This window comes from Paraburkholderia sp. J67 (genome assembly GCF_905220265.1).
GTDB lineage: Bacteria > Pseudomonadota > Gammaproteobacteria > Burkholderiales > Burkholderiaceae > Paraburkholderia.
In genome coordinates this window covers 90034-105601 of the sequence record NZ_CAJMZK010000008.1, presented here as the reverse complement: position 1 = coordinate 105601, position 15568 = coordinate 90034, and the positions used below count along the sequence as shown (strand labels likewise).

General features: G+C 64.7%; 13 protein-coding genes. 2 read left to right on the top strand and 11 right to left on the bottom strand.

Annotation, left to right across the window (positions count from 1 at the left end; all coding sequences use genetic code 11):
• Positions 1-47: 47 nt before the first annotated feature.
• Positions 48-1610, top strand: a complete 1563-nt coding sequence (locus U5782_RS17125) for a long-chain fatty acid--CoA ligase (protein ID WP_322045049.1) — start codon at positions 48-50, stop codon at positions 1608-1610.
• 9 nt (positions 1611-1619) lie between these two features.
• On the opposite strand, the gene U5782_RS17120 is transcribed toward U5782_RS17125, so the two are convergent.
• The 7 genes from U5782_RS17120 to U5782_RS17090 form a co-directional block, all read right to left on the bottom strand.
• Positions 1620-2411, bottom strand: a complete 792-nt coding sequence (locus tag U5782_RS17120) for an SDR family NAD(P)-dependent oxidoreductase (protein ID WP_322045048.1) — start codon at positions 2409-2411, stop codon at positions 1620-1622.
• A gap of 20 nt (positions 2412-2431) precedes the next feature.
• Complete coding sequence (locus U5782_RS17115; protein WP_322045047.1) at positions 2432-2752, bottom strand: 2Fe-2S iron-sulfur cluster-binding protein; 321 nt, start codon at positions 2750-2752, stop codon at positions 2432-2434.
• 12 nt (positions 2753-2764) lie between these two features.
• Positions 2765-4027: an NAD(P)/FAD-dependent oxidoreductase gene (locus U5782_RS17110; protein ID WP_322045046.1), complete on the bottom strand. Its 1263-nt coding sequence runs from the start codon at positions 4025-4027 to the stop codon at positions 2765-2767.
• A gap of 13 nt (positions 4028-4040) precedes the next feature.
• The gene (locus U5782_RS17105; protein WP_322045045.1) at positions 4041-5207 is read right to left on the bottom strand and encodes a thiolase C-terminal domain-containing protein; all 1167 of its coding nucleotides are present in this window, start codon (positions 5205-5207) and stop codon (positions 4041-4043) included.
• Complete coding sequence (locus tag U5782_RS17100; protein ID WP_322045044.1) at positions 5204-5647, bottom strand: Zn-ribbon domain-containing OB-fold protein; 444 nt, start codon at positions 5645-5647, stop codon at positions 5204-5206. Before U5782_RS17100 ends, U5782_RS17105 begins: the two co-directional genes overlap by 4 nt.
• Positions 5648-5677: 30 nt before the next feature.
• Positions 5678-7282: a GMC family oxidoreductase gene (locus tag U5782_RS17095; protein WP_322045043.1), complete on the bottom strand. Its 1605-nt coding sequence runs from the start codon at positions 7280-7282 to the stop codon at positions 5678-5680.
• 68 nt (positions 7283-7350) lie between these two features.
• Positions 7351-8520 (bottom strand): aromatic ring-hydroxylating dioxygenase subunit alpha, encoded by a 1170-nt coding sequence (locus U5782_RS17090; RefSeq protein ID WP_322045042.1) that lies wholly within the window; start codon positions 8518-8520, stop codon positions 7351-7353.
• 338 nt (positions 8521-8858) lie between these two features.
• Here U5782_RS17090 and U5782_RS17085 point away from each other — a divergent pair, with 338 nt between their 5' ends.
• Positions 8859-10064 (top strand): cytochrome P450, encoded by a 1206-nt coding sequence (locus U5782_RS17085; protein WP_322045041.1) that lies wholly within the window; start codon positions 8859-8861, stop codon positions 10062-10064.
• Positions 10065-10675: 611 nt separating this feature from the next.
• Here the strand turns inward: U5782_RS17085 and U5782_RS17080 are convergent.
• The 4 genes from U5782_RS17080 to U5782_RS17065 all read right to left on the bottom strand — a co-directional run bounded on the left by U5782_RS17080 (position 10676) and on the right by U5782_RS17065 (position 15527).
• Positions 10676-12208: a class I adenylate-forming enzyme family protein gene (locus U5782_RS17080; protein WP_322045040.1), complete on the bottom strand. Its 1533-nt coding sequence runs from the start codon at positions 12206-12208 to the stop codon at positions 10676-10678.
• Between the two features lie 301 nt (positions 12209-12509).
• The gene (locus U5782_RS17075) at positions 12510-13328 is read right to left on the bottom strand and encodes an enoyl-CoA hydratase/isomerase family protein (RefSeq protein WP_322045039.1); all 819 of its coding nucleotides are present in this window, start codon (positions 13326-13328) and stop codon (positions 12510-12512) included.
• A 34-nt stretch (positions 13329-13362) separates the two neighbouring features.
• A complete protein-coding gene (locus U5782_RS17070; RefSeq protein ID WP_322045038.1) occupies positions 13363-14454 on the bottom strand; it encodes an MBL fold metallo-hydrolase in 1092 nt (363 codons plus the stop codon).
• Complete coding sequence (locus U5782_RS17065) at positions 14451-15527, bottom strand: phosphotransferase family protein (protein WP_322045037.1); 1077 nt, start codon at positions 15525-15527, stop codon at positions 14451-14453. The genes U5782_RS17070 and U5782_RS17065 overlap by 4 nt, the downstream gene beginning before the upstream one ends.
• Positions 15528-15568 lie beyond the last annotated feature (41 nt).

Below are 15568 nucleotides of genomic sequence, written 5' to 3'. Positions count from 1 at the left end.
CCGATCATCGGCACGGGCGGCAAGCGCCCATCCAGCGGAGTCCCGATATGCATCTCACCCAACCCCTGCACAAAGCCCTGCTCCAGAAACCCGACGCCACCGCGCTGATCTGCGGCGAGCGGCGTCAAAGCTTCGCCGCGTTCGTCGCGCGCGTGGTGCGGCTTGCCAGCGTGCTGCGCGAACTCGGCGTGGAAAACGGCGAGCGCGTTGCCATGCTCGGCTTCAATTCGGATCGTTATGTGGAGTATCTGTACGCCACGTGGTGGGCGGGCGGCGTGGTGAATCCCGTCAACGCGCGCTGGAGTGCGCGCGAGATGGCCACCTCGCTCGACGATTGCGACACGCGCATCCTGCTCGTCGATGATCCGTTCCTGCCGCTCGTGAGCGAACTGCGCGCCCTCTCTTCGTCGCTCGAAACGGTGCTGCGGTTTGGCGCGAGCGAGCACGATGCGCGGCCGCGAGGCATCGACGATATCGAGGCGCGCATGAGCACGGCCGCGCCCCTGAAAGACGCCCTGCGCGGCGGCGACGATCTCGCCGCCATCATGTACACGGGCGGCACCACGGGTCGCCCCAAGGGCGTGATGCTCACGCACGCAAACCTGTACGTGAGCCAGTTGTCGAGCAATTTCGCGGCGCCGCGCCCCGACGACGCCATCGGCCTGAACCTCGCGCCGCTCTTTCACGTGGGCGGTCTCGGCCTCACGCTGCAACTGATGATGCGTCTGTGCACACAGGTGCTCGTGCCCGCGTTCGATGAAACCACCGTGCTGACTCTGATCGAACGCGAGCGCGCGAGCGAGACCTTCCTCGTGCCGACCATGCTCAAGCGCCTGATCGAAGATCCGCAGTTTGCCGCGCACGATTTGTCGAGCCTCGAACTCGTGCTCTACGGCGCCGCGCCCATCGACGAGACGCTGCTCAAGGCCGCGCTCGCGCGTCTGCCGCACACGCGCTTCTGCCAGCTCTACGGCATGACCGAGTTGTCGCCGGTCGTGGCGGTTCTGCCGCCGTGGTGCCACGATCCCGCGCAACCGGCCGCGCGTCTGCGTGCGGCGGGTCGGCCCGTGCCGATCGCCGAGGTGCGCATCGTCGCCCCGGATGGCACGACCGCGCCGACGCATGCAGTCGGCGAGATCGTCGCGCGCGGGCCCATGACGATGGCGGGCTACTGGAACCAGCCCGAGCGCACCGCCGAGGTTCTGCGCGACGGCTGGCTGCATACAGGCGACGCGGGCTATGTCGACGAGGACGGCTTCCTCTACGTCGTGGATCGTCTGAAAGACATGATCGTGACGGGCGGCGAGAACGTCTATTCAGCGGAAGTCGAAAACGCCGTCGCGCAGTTGCCGCAGGTTGCGTTATGCGCGGTGATCGGCGTGCCCGACGATCAATGGGGCGAACGCGTGCATGCCGTTATCGCGTTGCGCGCGAGCGAAACACTCGACGAACAAGCCGTGATCGCGCATTGCCGCACGCTGATTGCGCGCTACAAATGCCCGCGCAGTGTGACGTTCGTCGATCAACTCGCGCTCTCGCCGAGCGGCAAGATCCTCAAGCAGCCGCTGCGCGAAGCGTATTGGGCTACGCGCGAGCGCAAGGTCAACTGAGGCGCGGCATCAACGAGGGAACTGCGCGTCGTCGACGCGCACGCAAATGCCCGTCACGAATTCCGAAGCGGGCGAAACGAGGTAAAGCAGCGTGCCGTCGAGTTGCTCGGGCTCGCCCGCGCGCTTGCGCGGCATGCGTGCGAGCACGGCGTCGCCGTGGGTCTCAAGATGCTCCGCCGTCATCTCGGTGCGGAACACGCCGGGCGCGATCGCGTTGACGTTGATGCCGTGACGCGCCCACTCCATCGCCAGCGCCTCGGTCATGCGGATCACGGCCGACTTGCTGGCGCAATAGAGCGCCGCGCCGCTGCTCGCCGTGTAGTGGTACGCGCCCACCGACGCCACGTTGACGATACGCCCCGGCTTGCGCGCGGCGATCAGCCCACGCGCCACCGCCGAAGCCAGCACGAAAGGCGCGCGAAAATTGGTGTCGATGATCGAATCGATTTCGTCGAGCGTGTGGTCCGTCGCGAAACGTCCCTCGGCCACGCCCGCGTTGTTGACGAGAATATCGACGACACCGAACTCGGCCTCCACGCGCGCGAGCGCGGCAGGCAACGATTGCGCGTCGCGCACGTCCAGTTCGAGCGGCAGCGCGCGGCCGCCCGTCGCGCGAATCTCAGCCGCGAGCGCTTCGAGCCGGTCGAGCCGCCGGCCCGCCAGCGCGACGGCCGCGCCCTCGCTCGCGAGCACCTGGGCGAAGCGGCGGCCGAGGCCGCTCGATGCGCCTGTGACGAGCGCCACGCGTCCATCCAGACGCGTCGTGAAGTTGGGGGCAGCGAAGGGCGTGGTCGCATTCATGTTGACTGGCCTCCCGCGCGTCAGTATTGCGAAGCCGGCAGGCGGATCACCGCGCCATCCAGCGCATCGCTCACCTTCACCTGGCAACTCAGGCGGCTGACCGGCTCGGGATCGAGCACGCAGTCGAGCATGTTGCGCTCCTGGTTATCGGGGCCGTCGACTTTTTCGGCCCAGGGCGCGTCCATATAGCAATGGCAGGTCGCACAACTACATACGCCACCACACTCGCCGATGATGCCCGTCACGCCATTCGCCACCGCCACCTGCATCAGACTCGCACCGGTCTGCGCCTCGACCTCGATGCTTGCGCCATCGTGAGAAATAAAAGTAATCAACGGCATGTTCGTCCCCTGTCACAACACAAAACAATCTTTGATATCGATGGATTCATCTGCGATTCGCTGCGGATCGGCCGACTGCTGACTGGCCAGAAAGCGCTTGCTCAACATGAATTCCTTGGGCCGGTTGATCGCGTCCACGGCGATCAGACGCCCCTCGCGGTAATAGAACGCCGCGAAGCTGCGTCCCTGGCGCGGGTCGCCGCGCATCACCACATCGTCGAAGCCTTCCGACAAACCCGCGATCTGCAACTTCAGATCGAACTGATCGGACCAGAACCAGGGCAGCGCACGATAAGGCTCGGGCTTGCCGCACAGCGCGAGCGCGGCGGTGCGCGCCTGATCGTTGGCGTTCTGCACCGATTCGAGCCGCAGCCAGCGCGCGTAGAGCGGATTGAAATGGCGCGTGCAATCGCCGATCGCGTAGATATCGGGGTCGCTCGTGCGCGCTTGCTCATTCACGACGATGCCGTTATCGACCTTCAGGCCTACCTGTTCGGCCAGCGTCGTCGCGGGCAGTACGCCTACGCCGACGATCACGAGATCGGCGTCGAGCCTGCGCCCGTCGCGCAACAGCACACTGCGCACGCGGCCTTCACCTTCGATCGCCTCGATGGCGACGTTCGTTAAAAGTCGCACGCCCTCTTCCTCGTGCACGCGCGTATAGAACGCCGAAACCTCGGGCGCCGTCACGCGCTGCAATACGCGCGGCTGCGCTTCGAGCACGGTGACCTCCAACCCGGACTTGCGCAGCGAAGCCGCCACTTCCAGGCCGATATAACCGCCGCCCACGATCACCGCCCGCGCGCCAGGCACGACGGCCGCGCGCAGCGCATGCACATCGGCGATCTCGCGCAGATAGAACACATTCGCGAGCGACTCACCCGGCGCATTCAGGCGGCGCACTTGCGCGCCCGTGGCCAGCACGAGCTTGTCCCACGCGAGCGTCGTGCCATCGTCGAGCGTCAGGCGCCGCGCATTGCGATCGATCGCTTGCGCCCGCACGCCCAGACGCACGTCGATCGCCTGCTTCTCGTAGAACTCGCGCGGGCGGATCAGCAGCGTGTCGTCGCTATCGTTGCCGCACAGGAAGGCCTTCGACAACGGCGGCCGATGATAGGGGAGCACGGTCTCGGCGCTCACCAGCGTGATCGGTCCCGTCCAGCCCTCCTGCCTCAGGCTCGCCGTCAGTTGCGCGACGGCATGCCCGCCACCGACGATCACGCAATGCCCTGCTTCCATGCCTGCTCCCTTCGATTCGCAGTCGTTCACTGTCATGACGGCACGGTCCTCATAGATCCTCGGTGCCGAACAGCGCCGAGCTGACCGTCGGCGCGCCCGGTCCGCCCGCCAGCAGACAGATCTTCGCGTCCGGCACCGGATTGGCCGACTCGCCGCGCAGCACGCGCACGGATTCGATCGCCGTGCCGATGCCATGCACGAAGCCGTGCGCGAAGTTGCCGCCCGAGGTGTTGACGGGCAGCTTGCCGTGCGGCGCAATCAGGTTGTCGAAGCGGATCACCTCGGCCACGTTCTCGAAGTTGCAGAAACCATGATCGATCAGCGAGGCCACGCCCTGTGCGCTGAAGTTTTCGTAAAGCTGCACGACGTCCACGTCGGCGGGCGTGAGGCCGGTGTCACGCCACAACCGCCGGGCAATCGGCCTGAAGCCTGCCGATTCGTAGTCCAGATCGTTTTCGGCCAGGTCGCCCCAGCCTTTGGACGCTCCATTGGCCACGCCAAGCAGACGGATAGGCTTCTTGCGCAAATCCTTCGCACGCGCCGTTGAAGTGAGGAGCAGCGCGCCCGCGCCATCGTTCTCGCGCGAGCAGTCGAACAGACGAAACGGCTCGGCGATGCGGCGGCCGTTGCGGTAGACGTCGAGATCGAGATCCTTGCCGAACGCGGTGGCCTCAGGATTGCGCGAGCCGTGGTAATACGAGGCGCGCACCAGCTCCTCGGCAACACTCAGCGGCACCTTGTGATGCTCGAAGAGACGCTGGGCGCGCAACGCGCAAATCTGCGCGGGCGCGAGCAGACCGCCGCCGATCACGTGATCGTTCAGATGGTGGCGCATCACTGCCGCCGACATGCGCCCGCTATTGCCCTGCACGAGCGCGCGGAATACGACGACCGACTCGGCCTGACCGGTCGCAATCGCCGCCGCAGCGACGCCGAAGGCCGCAGCAATCCCGCCACCGCCGCCGCCCCAGACCTGAGTGCTAAAACGCAACTCATGCGTGCCGAGGTCGGACATCAGGCGCACGGGTTCGTTGTGGTCGTCGCCATACGCGACGAAGCCGTCGATATCCTCAGGCGCGAAGCCCGCGTCCTCGCAGGCGTCATGGATCGCGCGCACCAGCACGCCCTGCTCCGGCTCGGGCGCTGCGCCTCGCTTGTACTGGCGCAGCCCGATCCCCGCCACCGAAACTCCGTTGCAAAACGGCGTGCGGCTCATCGTGGGTCTCCTTTTCCGAATTGCGTGGTGGGGTCCGCAGAATCCTCGACAAGATGCCAGCGCAGCGCCGGGATCGACTCGCCTTCGAAGCTCACGCGATGCACTTCGCCCTTCACCGCCTGACCGATTTTCACTTCGGCATCCTGATTGGCTAGTGTGCCGATCAGCCGCTTGCCGCCCACACCGTCCAGCTCGACCACCACGCTCACGAACGGCAAGCCCAGTTCGGCCGGCGCGCCAAAGTCGTGCCACGTGCGCGTCCAGCTAAAGATGCGGCCTTTCGGTTCGACTTCGCGCCAGTGATGCTCCCACGACCCGCATTCGCCGCAACGCCACACCGCCGGCCAGTTCCATTTCGCGCAGCCCGCGCACTGCTGCATCTTCACGATGCCGTTTTCCAGCGCGTCCCAATACGCGCGGTCCGCTCCCAGGCCTTTCACATTGAGTCTCCTTGTTGTGCACGCAACCTGTCAGTGCGCGGCGTCGCGCTCGATGAGATCGGCGGCACGCCAGGCCATCGCCATCGTCGGTGCGTTGGTGTTGCCCGAGGGAATCTGCGGGAAGATCGACGTATCGACCACCCGCAGCGCCTCGACGCCCCGCACGCGCAACGCGGGATCGACCACCGACGCCTCGTCGTTGCCCATGCGGCAACTACCGACCGCGTGATAGCCGCAGGTGCCGAACTTGTCGTAGGCCTCGATGATGGCCTCATCGCTCTCGCACGCAAGCCCCGGAAACGTCTCCGTCTCGATGAAATCGCGCAACGGTCCCTGGCGCGCAAACTCGCGCGCGAGCTGCACAGTGCGCACCATCAGCGCGCGGTCCTCGGACGTGACGCGGTAGTTCGGCTTGAGTTCGGGCAGCGCATTCGGATCGCGATTGCGAATGTGGATTTCGCCACTCGACGTGGGCCGCAGCGGATAGCCGACGATACCCATGCCCGGCTGCTTTTCGAGTGCAGTGCGCTGGGTCGAATAATCGAAGCTGAACGGCGCCACGAGAAACTGGATGTCGGGACGCGGCACCGCCGGGTCCGACTTGAGCCACATGCCCACCTCGTAGGCCGCCGACGCCATCGCGCCCGAGCGCGACGTGTAATAGCGCAGCATGTTGCGCAAGAGCGGCAGGCCTGCGTATTCGCTGTTGTCGGACATCGGCACCTTGAGGCGCCATTGCTGCATGATGCCGCGATGCTCGCGCAGATTGCGGCCTACTTCCGGGCTGTCGTGCACGACCTCGATGCCCAGTTGCGCGAGTTGCGCCGCGGCCCCGACACCCGAGCGTTGCAGGATGCCAGGCGAAGCCATCGCGCCCGCCGCGAGAATGATCTCCTTGCGCGCACGAAACGCCGTGCGCTCGCCGTCGGCCAGCACGTCGAGCGAGACCGCGCGACGGCCTTCGAAGCGGATGCGATCGACCGTTGCGTCGCTGATCACCTGGAGGTTCGGACGATGCGCCACGGGATCGAGAAACGCGGTCGAGGCGCTCTGCCGCCGCCCGCGCCAGATCGTGCGCGAGGCGTAGCCCACGCACGGTGCGTTGTCGGGATCGTTGACGTCCTCCTTGCGCGCGAGGCCCATCGCCGCGCCAGCGGCGATCATGGCCTCGGTGAGCGGCGTGCGGCGGTCGGCGAGCGTGAGGCGCAGCGCGCCGCTGCCGCCGCGCGTGCCCGCCTCGCCCAGTTCGTGCGCTTCGAGCGCGCGATAGGCCGCGCCGATATGACTCCACGACCAGTCGTCGCTGCTGATGCGCGCGAGGTCGTCGAAATCGGCGGGCTGGCCGCGCACATACATCATGCCGTTCACGCTGGACGAACCGCCCAGCAAACGGCCGCGCGCCCAAACCTCGGGCTGGAACGCGGTGGCGGCTTCGGGGTCCGCGCGATATTGCCAGGTACGCTTCGGGTCGCCCATCACCTTCGCGAGTCCCTTGGGCATCTGGACGAACGGATGCTTGTCGCTGCCGCCCGCTTCCAGCAGCGCAACGGTGACGCCGGGCGTCGCGGACAGCCGGTGCGCCAGCACGCAGCCCGCCGCGCCCGCCCCCACGATCACGTAATCGAATTCGCGCATCAGTGTGTCTCCAACTTTTTTATGGTCCGGGGCGCTGTCTCGCGCCTGGCCGTTATCGCTATGCGGCGCTAGCCGAGGAACGATTCGATCGAGCGATGGAACGGCCCGATCATCTCCTCCATGCCGCCGAAATAGACCTCGTCGATGCCGCCCGCGCACATCGCGGCCTGCTGCAACTCGGCCGCGCGGAAGTCCTCGCCGCCGAACACCTCATGGATCAGCTCGAACGAACGGCGGAACAGATCCTCGGCCTTGGCCGACTCCGCCGGACCGCGCGTGAGCATGTAGTACTCGACGATCGTGCGGTCCTTCGCGCGCGGCATCAGGATCATCACGCTGAAGTAATACGGGCTCGTGATGACGACCGTATTCGGGAACACGAGATAGGCGTGCGTGACGAACTTGTGCAGATTGTCGACCGGCCCCTTGAGGATCTCCGGATCGAAGTTCGCCTTGCCCGACGTCTGGCACTGGTGATGGCCGATGCGGCGATAGACGCTCGGCACATCCACGAACATCGAGGCGATGGAATTCGCGTGCAGACGCTGGATGTGATAGGCCTCCAGGAACGGCTCCATCACGAATTTCCAGTTGGCCTTGAGATCGTATTGACGACGCCCGTAGACGTGCATGTCCTTGAGGCCGAGGGCGTCGAGATCGGCGCCCAACTGCTCAGAGGCTTCGAGCATGGGGGGCTGCTGCTTCGGGTCCATGCCGACCCAGATCAGACCGCCCGATTCATAGGCCTGCAACGGCACCAGACCCATATCGCACTTCTTGATCGACGGGAACGTCTCCGCGCGCGGCAGACCGATCAGCTTGCCGTCCATCGCATAAGTCCACGCGTGATACGGACAGGAGAGCCGCCCGCTTTTGACCGGCTCGTTGCCTTCCACGAGCTTGGAACCGCGATGACGGCACGCATTCAGGAACGCGCGGATCTCGCCCTTGCTGTCACGCGTGACGACCATCGGCACGCCGTAGCTGTCGACCGGCAACGACATGCCCGGCTCCGGCAGATAGCACGACGGCGCGACCACCACGGGCACGCGCTTGAAAAGCTGCTGGATTTCCAGGTCGAAATGATCGTCGCTCAGATAGATCGAGGTGGGCCGCTTGTCCTCGCGCGTCGGGACCTCGGCCTCGCTGTGCGGCCTGAGCGCGCAAATCGCTTCCCACTGGCTCTCGGTCAGACCGAGCGGTGCCGGCTCGACTGCCGTTTCGTTCTGGTTGGTCACGCAATCCTCCTTGCCTGCGATGGGGTCTTGCGGGTGCGGCAACGCCGGCCATACCCGCTTCGTCGATATGGACGCAGGTTATGCTTCGATAAACCTAATGTCAATAGGTTTAAACCGGTCGATACCGTCCTGATTGCTTGTCGCACGTGCCTTGGGTATAGCGTCTGCGGGCTTACCCGACCTTATAAATCTATACTTTGTAGATTAATATGCGAGTCGCAACAGACCATGCAACCGAACACGCAATTGCAAGCCAGCACTTGCCGGGGCCGCCATCCTTCACTTCCGGCAAGCCATCACCCGGGCCACCTGCCCTGACTCGAAGCCGGAGTTCCACCGTGACGACCCCACTTGTGCCATTGCCAGACCACGTACCTGCCGCGCTGCTTTACGACTTCGACATCGTCGGCGACGCGCGCATTACGGCGAACGTTCACAGCGACTATGAAAAGTTGCACCGCGACGCGCCGGACATCTTCTACACGCGCCACAACGGCGGCCACTGGATCGTGACGCGCTACGACGCCATTGCCGAAATCGTGCGCGACCCGGAGCATTTTTCGTCATCCGAGCAGCAGATCCCGCGCATCGACCCGCCACCGGTATTCCTGCCGCTGAGCCTCGATCCGCCGCACAACATTCCTTATCGCCAGGCGTTGATGCCGTATTTCTCGGCGAAAGCGGTCAAGGAGATGGACGAGAAGATCCGCTATTGGGCCAATCGACTCATCGACGATGTGATCGAGCAAGGGCGGTGCGATTTCGTGCATGACGTTGCGTCGGTGTTTCCGGTGTCGATCTTCATGGAACTGATGGGGATGCCGCTCGATAGGCTGCGCGAGTTCCGCGCGCTCTCGGATGATTTTTTCAAAACCAATGTGGCTGCCGAGTTGCATGCGCTGAGCGCGCGCATTATTGGCCTGATGACCGAGTTCATCGAGCTCAAGCGTGAGCAGCCTGGGAATGACCTTATCAGCCATCTGCTGAATGTCGAGATTGACGGGCGCCCTGTTCGCCTGGAAGAGATTCAGAATATGTGCTTTTTGCTCTTCCTGGGGGGCATGGATACGGTCGCCAATGTCACGGCTTTTACCTGGCGGCATCTCGCGCAGGATCCCGCTTTGCAGGCGCGGCTTGCTGCCGATCCCGCTTTGATTCCCAAGTTTGTCGATGAAGGGTTGCGGTGTTTTGGCGTGATTAGCACACCTCGGCTTGTTCTTCAGGATTATGAGCGTTTTGGGGTGCAGTTTCGTAAGGGCGATATGGTGCTTAACTTGCTGCCTATCGCTGGACGTGATGAACGCAAGAACGATGATCCCAATCGGTTCGATATTGACCGCGAGAAGCGCGAGCATCTGACTTTTTCAAGCGGGGCGCATTTGTGTCTCGGGCATTTTCTCGCCAGGGCTGAGCTGCGCGTGCTCGCTGAAGTGTGGACTCAGCGGATTCCTCGCTTTTCGCTGCAGGCTGGGGCGCAGCTTCAGCATCGGATGGGATTTGCGCTTGCGCTTCTGAATCTGCCTGTGGAGTGGTCTGTGCGATAAGTGTTCGCTACGCGGTTGTGTTTTTTTTCGCTTTGTGGTTTTTTTCTGTGTTGGCATTTCCTTGTTTTGTTATCGGTCTATTAGCGTCGCCCCTGTGCGGGGCAGCACCTACTTTTCTTTGCCGCGGCAAAGAAAAGTAGGCAAAAGAAAGCCGCTCAAACCGCTAGTGTGACGAAGTCGGCAAACCGCCGTTTAGGGGGAAAGGTATAGGGGCGTCTGCCACCTCGCACCACAAAACGAAGTGACAAAGGACTCATTCATCCCGCTGCCCGCTACGCGCGCAGCGGTTGGGTCTGCAAGGGAAACCCCTGTACTAAAGGCATTTTCGCAAGCCCTGGCAAACCTGCGGTTTGCCATTATGCCCCACGGGGCGCGTAGCGTCCCCGGATGTATGACGGCCTTGTCACCAAGTTTTGTGGTGCGAAGTAACGGATGCTCCTATACCATTCCCCCTCAACGGCGGTTTGCCGACTTCGTCACACTGGCGGTGTGAGCGGCTTTCTTTTGCCTACTTTTCTTTGCCGCGGCAAAGAAAAGTAGGTGCCGCCCCGCACAGGGGCGACGCTAATAGACCGACAAGAAAACAAGGAAAGGCCAACAAAAAATAACGCCTACCGAACCCGCTCAAGCGTCTGATGCGCATTAGCATACTGCACACGCAAAGCAGGTTTAGCGAGCTTCCCGGTAGCAAGCCGCGGCAGAGGATCAGTGCCAATAACCACATACCTGGGCACCTTAAACCCACTCAAATGCATATTGCAGTGAGCAACAACCTGCTCGACCACCACCGAAGCGTCAGCGCTAATAACAGCAAGCGGCGTCTCCCCAAACTTCGCATCACACGCCGCAATAACAGCGACTTCCCGCACGCCGGGCACCTCGGCAATCACGCGCTCGACTTCAGCCGCCGAGATATTGAGCCCACCAGAAATAATAATGTCCTTGATGCGATCGAGCATGGTCAGCGAGCCATCAGCATCCACCTTCCCAAGATCGCCCGTCCGTAACCACCCATCAACAAGCGCCTTGGAAGTAGCCTCAGCATCATTCCAGTATCGCGCCATGACACCGGGCCCACGAATAACGATCTCGCCCGGCGTATCAGGCGGACAAAACCGCCCCAGCTCATCAATAATCGCGATCCGCGTATAGGGCGACCCGCGCCCGCACTTCTCGGGACTCGCGAGCGCGCCTTCATCGCTATTGAACGTCGCCTGCCCACCGGCTTCAGTCTGCCCATAAAGCTGCCGCAGCAACACCCCCTTATCGAGCCACGCCTGCAGCAACTGCCGCGAAACCGGCGCACCGCCCACGAGGCTATAGCGGATGCTGGTGAGATCCGCGTCCTTGAACTCCTCGCAAGCCGCCATACGCTCGAAGAAAATAGGCGTGCCCATCACCGTCGTCATTTTCTCGCGGATGATCTTCGTAATCGCCGCCTGAGGATCGAAGGCTTCTTCGAGGTAAACGGTGCCGCCATAGGCCAGGTACTGGGTCAACTGCACATAACCCGCCGACGTGCACAGCGGTGCAAACATCAGCACGCGCGCGCGATCGATCGCGGCCGGGCGCGCCATGCAGGTATCGCCCATGTAGCCGCACAGCGTCCGGTGCGTATACACGACGCCCTTGGGACGCCCCGTAGAACCGCTGGTCGAGATAATCACCACGTCGTCGTCGGGTCCGATGCCGCGCAGCGGCGCGCTATTCTGCGCCGGGTTGCCAGCTTCGGCGCGCAGTGCGCGCACGGTCTCGAAGCCGTGCACCATCGCGCCGGGCAGATCCTTCGCCACGGCAGCCGCGAGCGTGGCGCGCTCGGCATCGTGAAAGACGAAGCGCGCCTGGTAGCGCTCGGCCACCATATATGACGCTTCGCTCACGGTGAAGCGCGGATTCACGGGCGCGAGTATCCCGCCCGCCAGCATGACGCCCTGGGCCAGCACGGCCCATTCGAGGCTGTTGGTGCCGATCACGGCCACCCGGTCGCCACGCTGCAGGCCCTGCTGCTCGAGCCATGCGGCGATCGCCTCGGCCCAGCGGTCCAGTTCGGCGTAAGTCACGCTATCGGAAGATACGACGATGGCAGGCACGTTGGCGCGTTCGATCGCCCACCACTTGAAGGTATCGATGAGGGTTGCAGTCACGTCTCTCTCCTGTCGACCCGTGTTAGCGCTCGTGCGCCGAATCGGGCCTCGTGCAGCATGGCTGCTGTGTCCCTGACGATGCCGGTGCGGACATCGTGATCGCAGGGAATGGTTATGGTTGAGCGCGGGGAACAGCTTCGCCCGTTTCGGCTCGAGCTATTCCTCTGACTTATTCGCAATTCGCGCGCAGCAACCTTTGTTTGCGTAAGACCGTAGCAAAGGCCCCCCGCTTCGCGCAATCGTCGAATACGACGATTACGTTTGCGGCTGCGCGCTGGTTCGCGTTTTCAGCGTCCCGCGTTCAACGTCCCGTAAATACCGGTGCCCGCTTTTGCGCAAACGCCGCCGAGGCTTCGCGGAAATCCTCGGTCATGAGCGCCAGCACCTGGGCGCGGTTTTCCAGTTCGAGCGCCTCGTCGAGCGAACCTGCTTCGAGGTTCGCCCACATCACGCGCTTGGTGTGCTGCGTGGCGTACGGGCTGTTGCGCAGTACGCCTGCGGCGATTTCCAGTGCATGCCCGAGCAGCGCGTCGCCGTCCACGGCCGCGCTCACGAGGCCGATGCGCTCGGCTTCTTCCGCGCCGATCGGCCGTCCGCTCAGCATGACCTCGAACGCGCGGCTCGCGCCGATCAGGCGCGGCAGGTGATAGCTGATGCCGCACTCGCCCGCGGTCAGGCCAATGCGCACCGCGCCCACATGGAACGACGCCTGGCGGCTCGCCACGCGGATATCGGCGGCAAGGCCCAGCGCGAAGCCCGCGCCCACGGCCGCGCCGTTGATGGCGGCGATCACCACCTTGTCGAGCGCGCGCACGCGCCGGATCATGCCGGCGAACACTTCCTGCCCCGCGTAGTAGCCGCTCACGCCGGGCGGGTCGGGCAGCGGGCTATCGTCGGCGGCGGTCAACGGGCTCGTGAGATCCCAGCCCGCGCAGAAACCGCGCCCCGCACCGGTCAGCACCACCACGCGCACGGCCGCATCGGTTGCGAGTTCATCGAGTACGCGGCACAGATGGCGCACGGCCGGCTGGCTCAGCGCATTGAGGCGCTCGGGCCGGTTGAGGGTCAGCACCGCGACGCCCGGCGTGCTGCGGTCGCAGAGGAGTTCGTCCTGGCTCATGGTTTCCATTCCTTGGTCGGTGAAGCGAACGCGCTCAGACGCGGCGATACCACGCCACGCCCTGCGCGTCCGTGCTGGATTCGATTTCGCCGCGATGGCGCAGATAGTTCAGATAAGCGAGGCTCTCGCCCGTCGCCATGCGCAGCAGCCCCGCCTCGTTATCGACCGGCCGCGCGAACAGCGCGCCGAACACATCGACGGCCCGCTTCGGCTCGCCGAGCAGCGCGCGCAGACGGCCTAATGCACGCTCGCGTTTGCCGCGCAGATCGTCCAGCCGCGCGTGCAGGCCGCGAAACGGCTCGTTGTGGGCGGGCAGCACGAGTACGTCGTCGGGGACCGTGCGGGCAAGATGATCGAGCGAGGCTAGCCAGGCGCCGAGCGGGTCCGCGTCGGGCGCACCGGGCCAGACGGAGACGTTGGACGAGATGCGCGGCAGCACCTGATCGCCCGATAGAAACAGACCGCGCGCAGGGCAATGGAAGCAGGCATGCTCCGGCGAATGCCCCGAGCCGACGACGACACGCCATTCGTCAGCGCCGACGCGCAGCGTCTCGTCCTCGGCGATCCGCACGTAATCGGCCGGCAAGGCGTGCATCGCGGCGACCTCGGAGCGTGGATAGCGCGTTGCATGCTGCACGAGCGCGCGTTCCGTCCAGCCTGCACGGCGATAGAAGTCCAGATGCGCCTCAGGCACCGCGCCCTGCGCCTCGCGCGCCGCGTCGAGCGACGCCGCATGCTCTCCTTGCGTCATCCACAGCGCGACGCCGTGTTCGCGCGCGAACCAGTTCGCCATGCCGATGTGGTCCTGATGCATGTGCGTTGCGATCAGCCGCGTGATTACGCCGGGCGCCAGCGGTCCCGCCGGGCGCAGCAGATGCGTCCAGGCCGCGCGCGTCGCGAGATCGGGATAGCCAGAGTCGATCACGGCCCAGCCGGGGCCATCGCGCAGCGCCCAGATGTTGATGTGATGCGGCGAGAACGGCAGCGCGAGGCGCACCCAGAGCACGCCCGCGGCGACCTCGCGGGCTTGCCCCACGGCGGGCGGCTCGCCGCATGGATAAGCGAGCGCGTGGCGCGTGAGCGGCGTGTCGGCGCGCGGGCCGACGCAGGCTTCACGCGCTGTCAAAACAGCCGCCCAAGCGCGACGAGATGCGCGGCGTCGAGCAAACCATCCGCGAGCGTGCCGAACGCGGCATAGCGCGCATCGTTGGTCGCTCCGCGCCGGTAGCGGTCATGTAATTGATAGAAGATCACCGCGAGCTTGTACATCGCGAGCACGCGATAGAAACGGAAGTCCGAGAGATCGCGGCCCATCGCCCGCGCGTAGGTCTGTGCAGCCCACTCGCGCGAGGGAAAGCCGCCGTTCGCGGTCGGCATCTGGCGCAGCGCGTGCAGCGCGGGCGGATCGTCGGGCTCGGTCCAGTAGCTGAGCGTCGTGGCGAGATCGAACAGTCCGTCGCCGCGCGTGCCCTGGTCCCAGTCGAGCACCGCCGTTGGCGCGAGCGTATCGCCGTCGAACAGAATGTTGTCGAGCTTCATGTCGTTGTGCAGCAGTGTGGCCGGACCATCCGGCACGAGATGCCGCTCCAGCCACGCGCCCAGTTCCTCGATGAGCGGCGTCTCGGTCCCCTGGGTGGCGAGATGGGCACGCTTGCGCCAGCCCGCAACACTGCGCGCGAGAAACCCCTCGGGACGACCCAACGTATCCAGCCCGAGCGCCGCCGGATCGACCCGATGCAGCCGCACGAGCACGCCGATCAGCGCATTGGCGAGGCGCTGGCCAACCTCCGCGACACCGCACAGCGACTCGGGCAACTGCGCGCCCACCGCGAAACCGCGCCGATACTCGATGATCTGGAACGGCGCGCCCATCACCGACGCGTCCTCGCAGAGATGAATCCCTTGCGGCACGAGATCGAAGCCCGCGGAGAGCCGTTGCAGGATGCCGAATTCTCGGCCCATGTCGTAGGCGCCGGGCGGCAGCGTGCCCATCGGCGGGCGTCGCAGGACGGCTTCGCGACCATCGATATCGAGCAGATAGTTGAGATTCGCGAGGCCGCCGCTGAATTGCCGGGGCGCGGGATCGAGCGCGAGCGCGTGGCCGTGCGACGCGAGATACTGCGCGAGCGCCTGCCAGGGCTGGGAAACCTGTTCGGCGGGCGCGCGCAAACGGGGCGACGTGTCGATGAGCATGACCATGAGCGTGTGCGGTGCGGGCGTTGCGAAAGGAAAAGACCTGC

Coding starts and splice junctions, on each gene's coding strand:
- U5782_RS17125 (WP_322045049.1), top strand. CDS start 48: ATGCATCTCACCCAACCCCTGCACAAAGCCCTGCTCCAGAAACCCGAC.
- U5782_RS17120 (WP_322045048.1), bottom strand. CDS start 2,411: ATGAATGCGACCACGCCCTTCGCTGCCCCCAACTTCACGACGCGTCTG.
- U5782_RS17115 (WP_322045047.1), bottom strand. CDS start 2,752: ATGCCGTTGATTACTTTTATTTCTCACGATGGCGCAAGCATCGAGGTC.
- U5782_RS17110 (WP_322045046.1), bottom strand. CDS start 4,027: ATGACAGTGAACGACTGCGAATCGAAGGGAGCAGGCATGGAAGCAGGG.
- U5782_RS17105 (WP_322045045.1), bottom strand. CDS start 5,207: ATGAGCCGCACGCCGTTTTGCAACGGAGTTTCGGTGGCGGGGATCGGG.
- U5782_RS17095 (WP_322045043.1), bottom strand. CDS start 7,282: ATGCGCGAATTCGATTACGTGATCGTGGGGGCGGGCGCGGCGGGCTGC.
- U5782_RS17075 (WP_322045039.1), bottom strand. CDS start 13,328: ATGAGCCAGGACGAACTCCTCTGCGACCGCAGCACGCCGGGCGTCGCG.
- U5782_RS17065 (WP_322045037.1), bottom strand. CDS start 15,527: ATGGTCATGCTCATCGACACGTCGCCCCGTTTGCGCGCGCCCGCCGAA.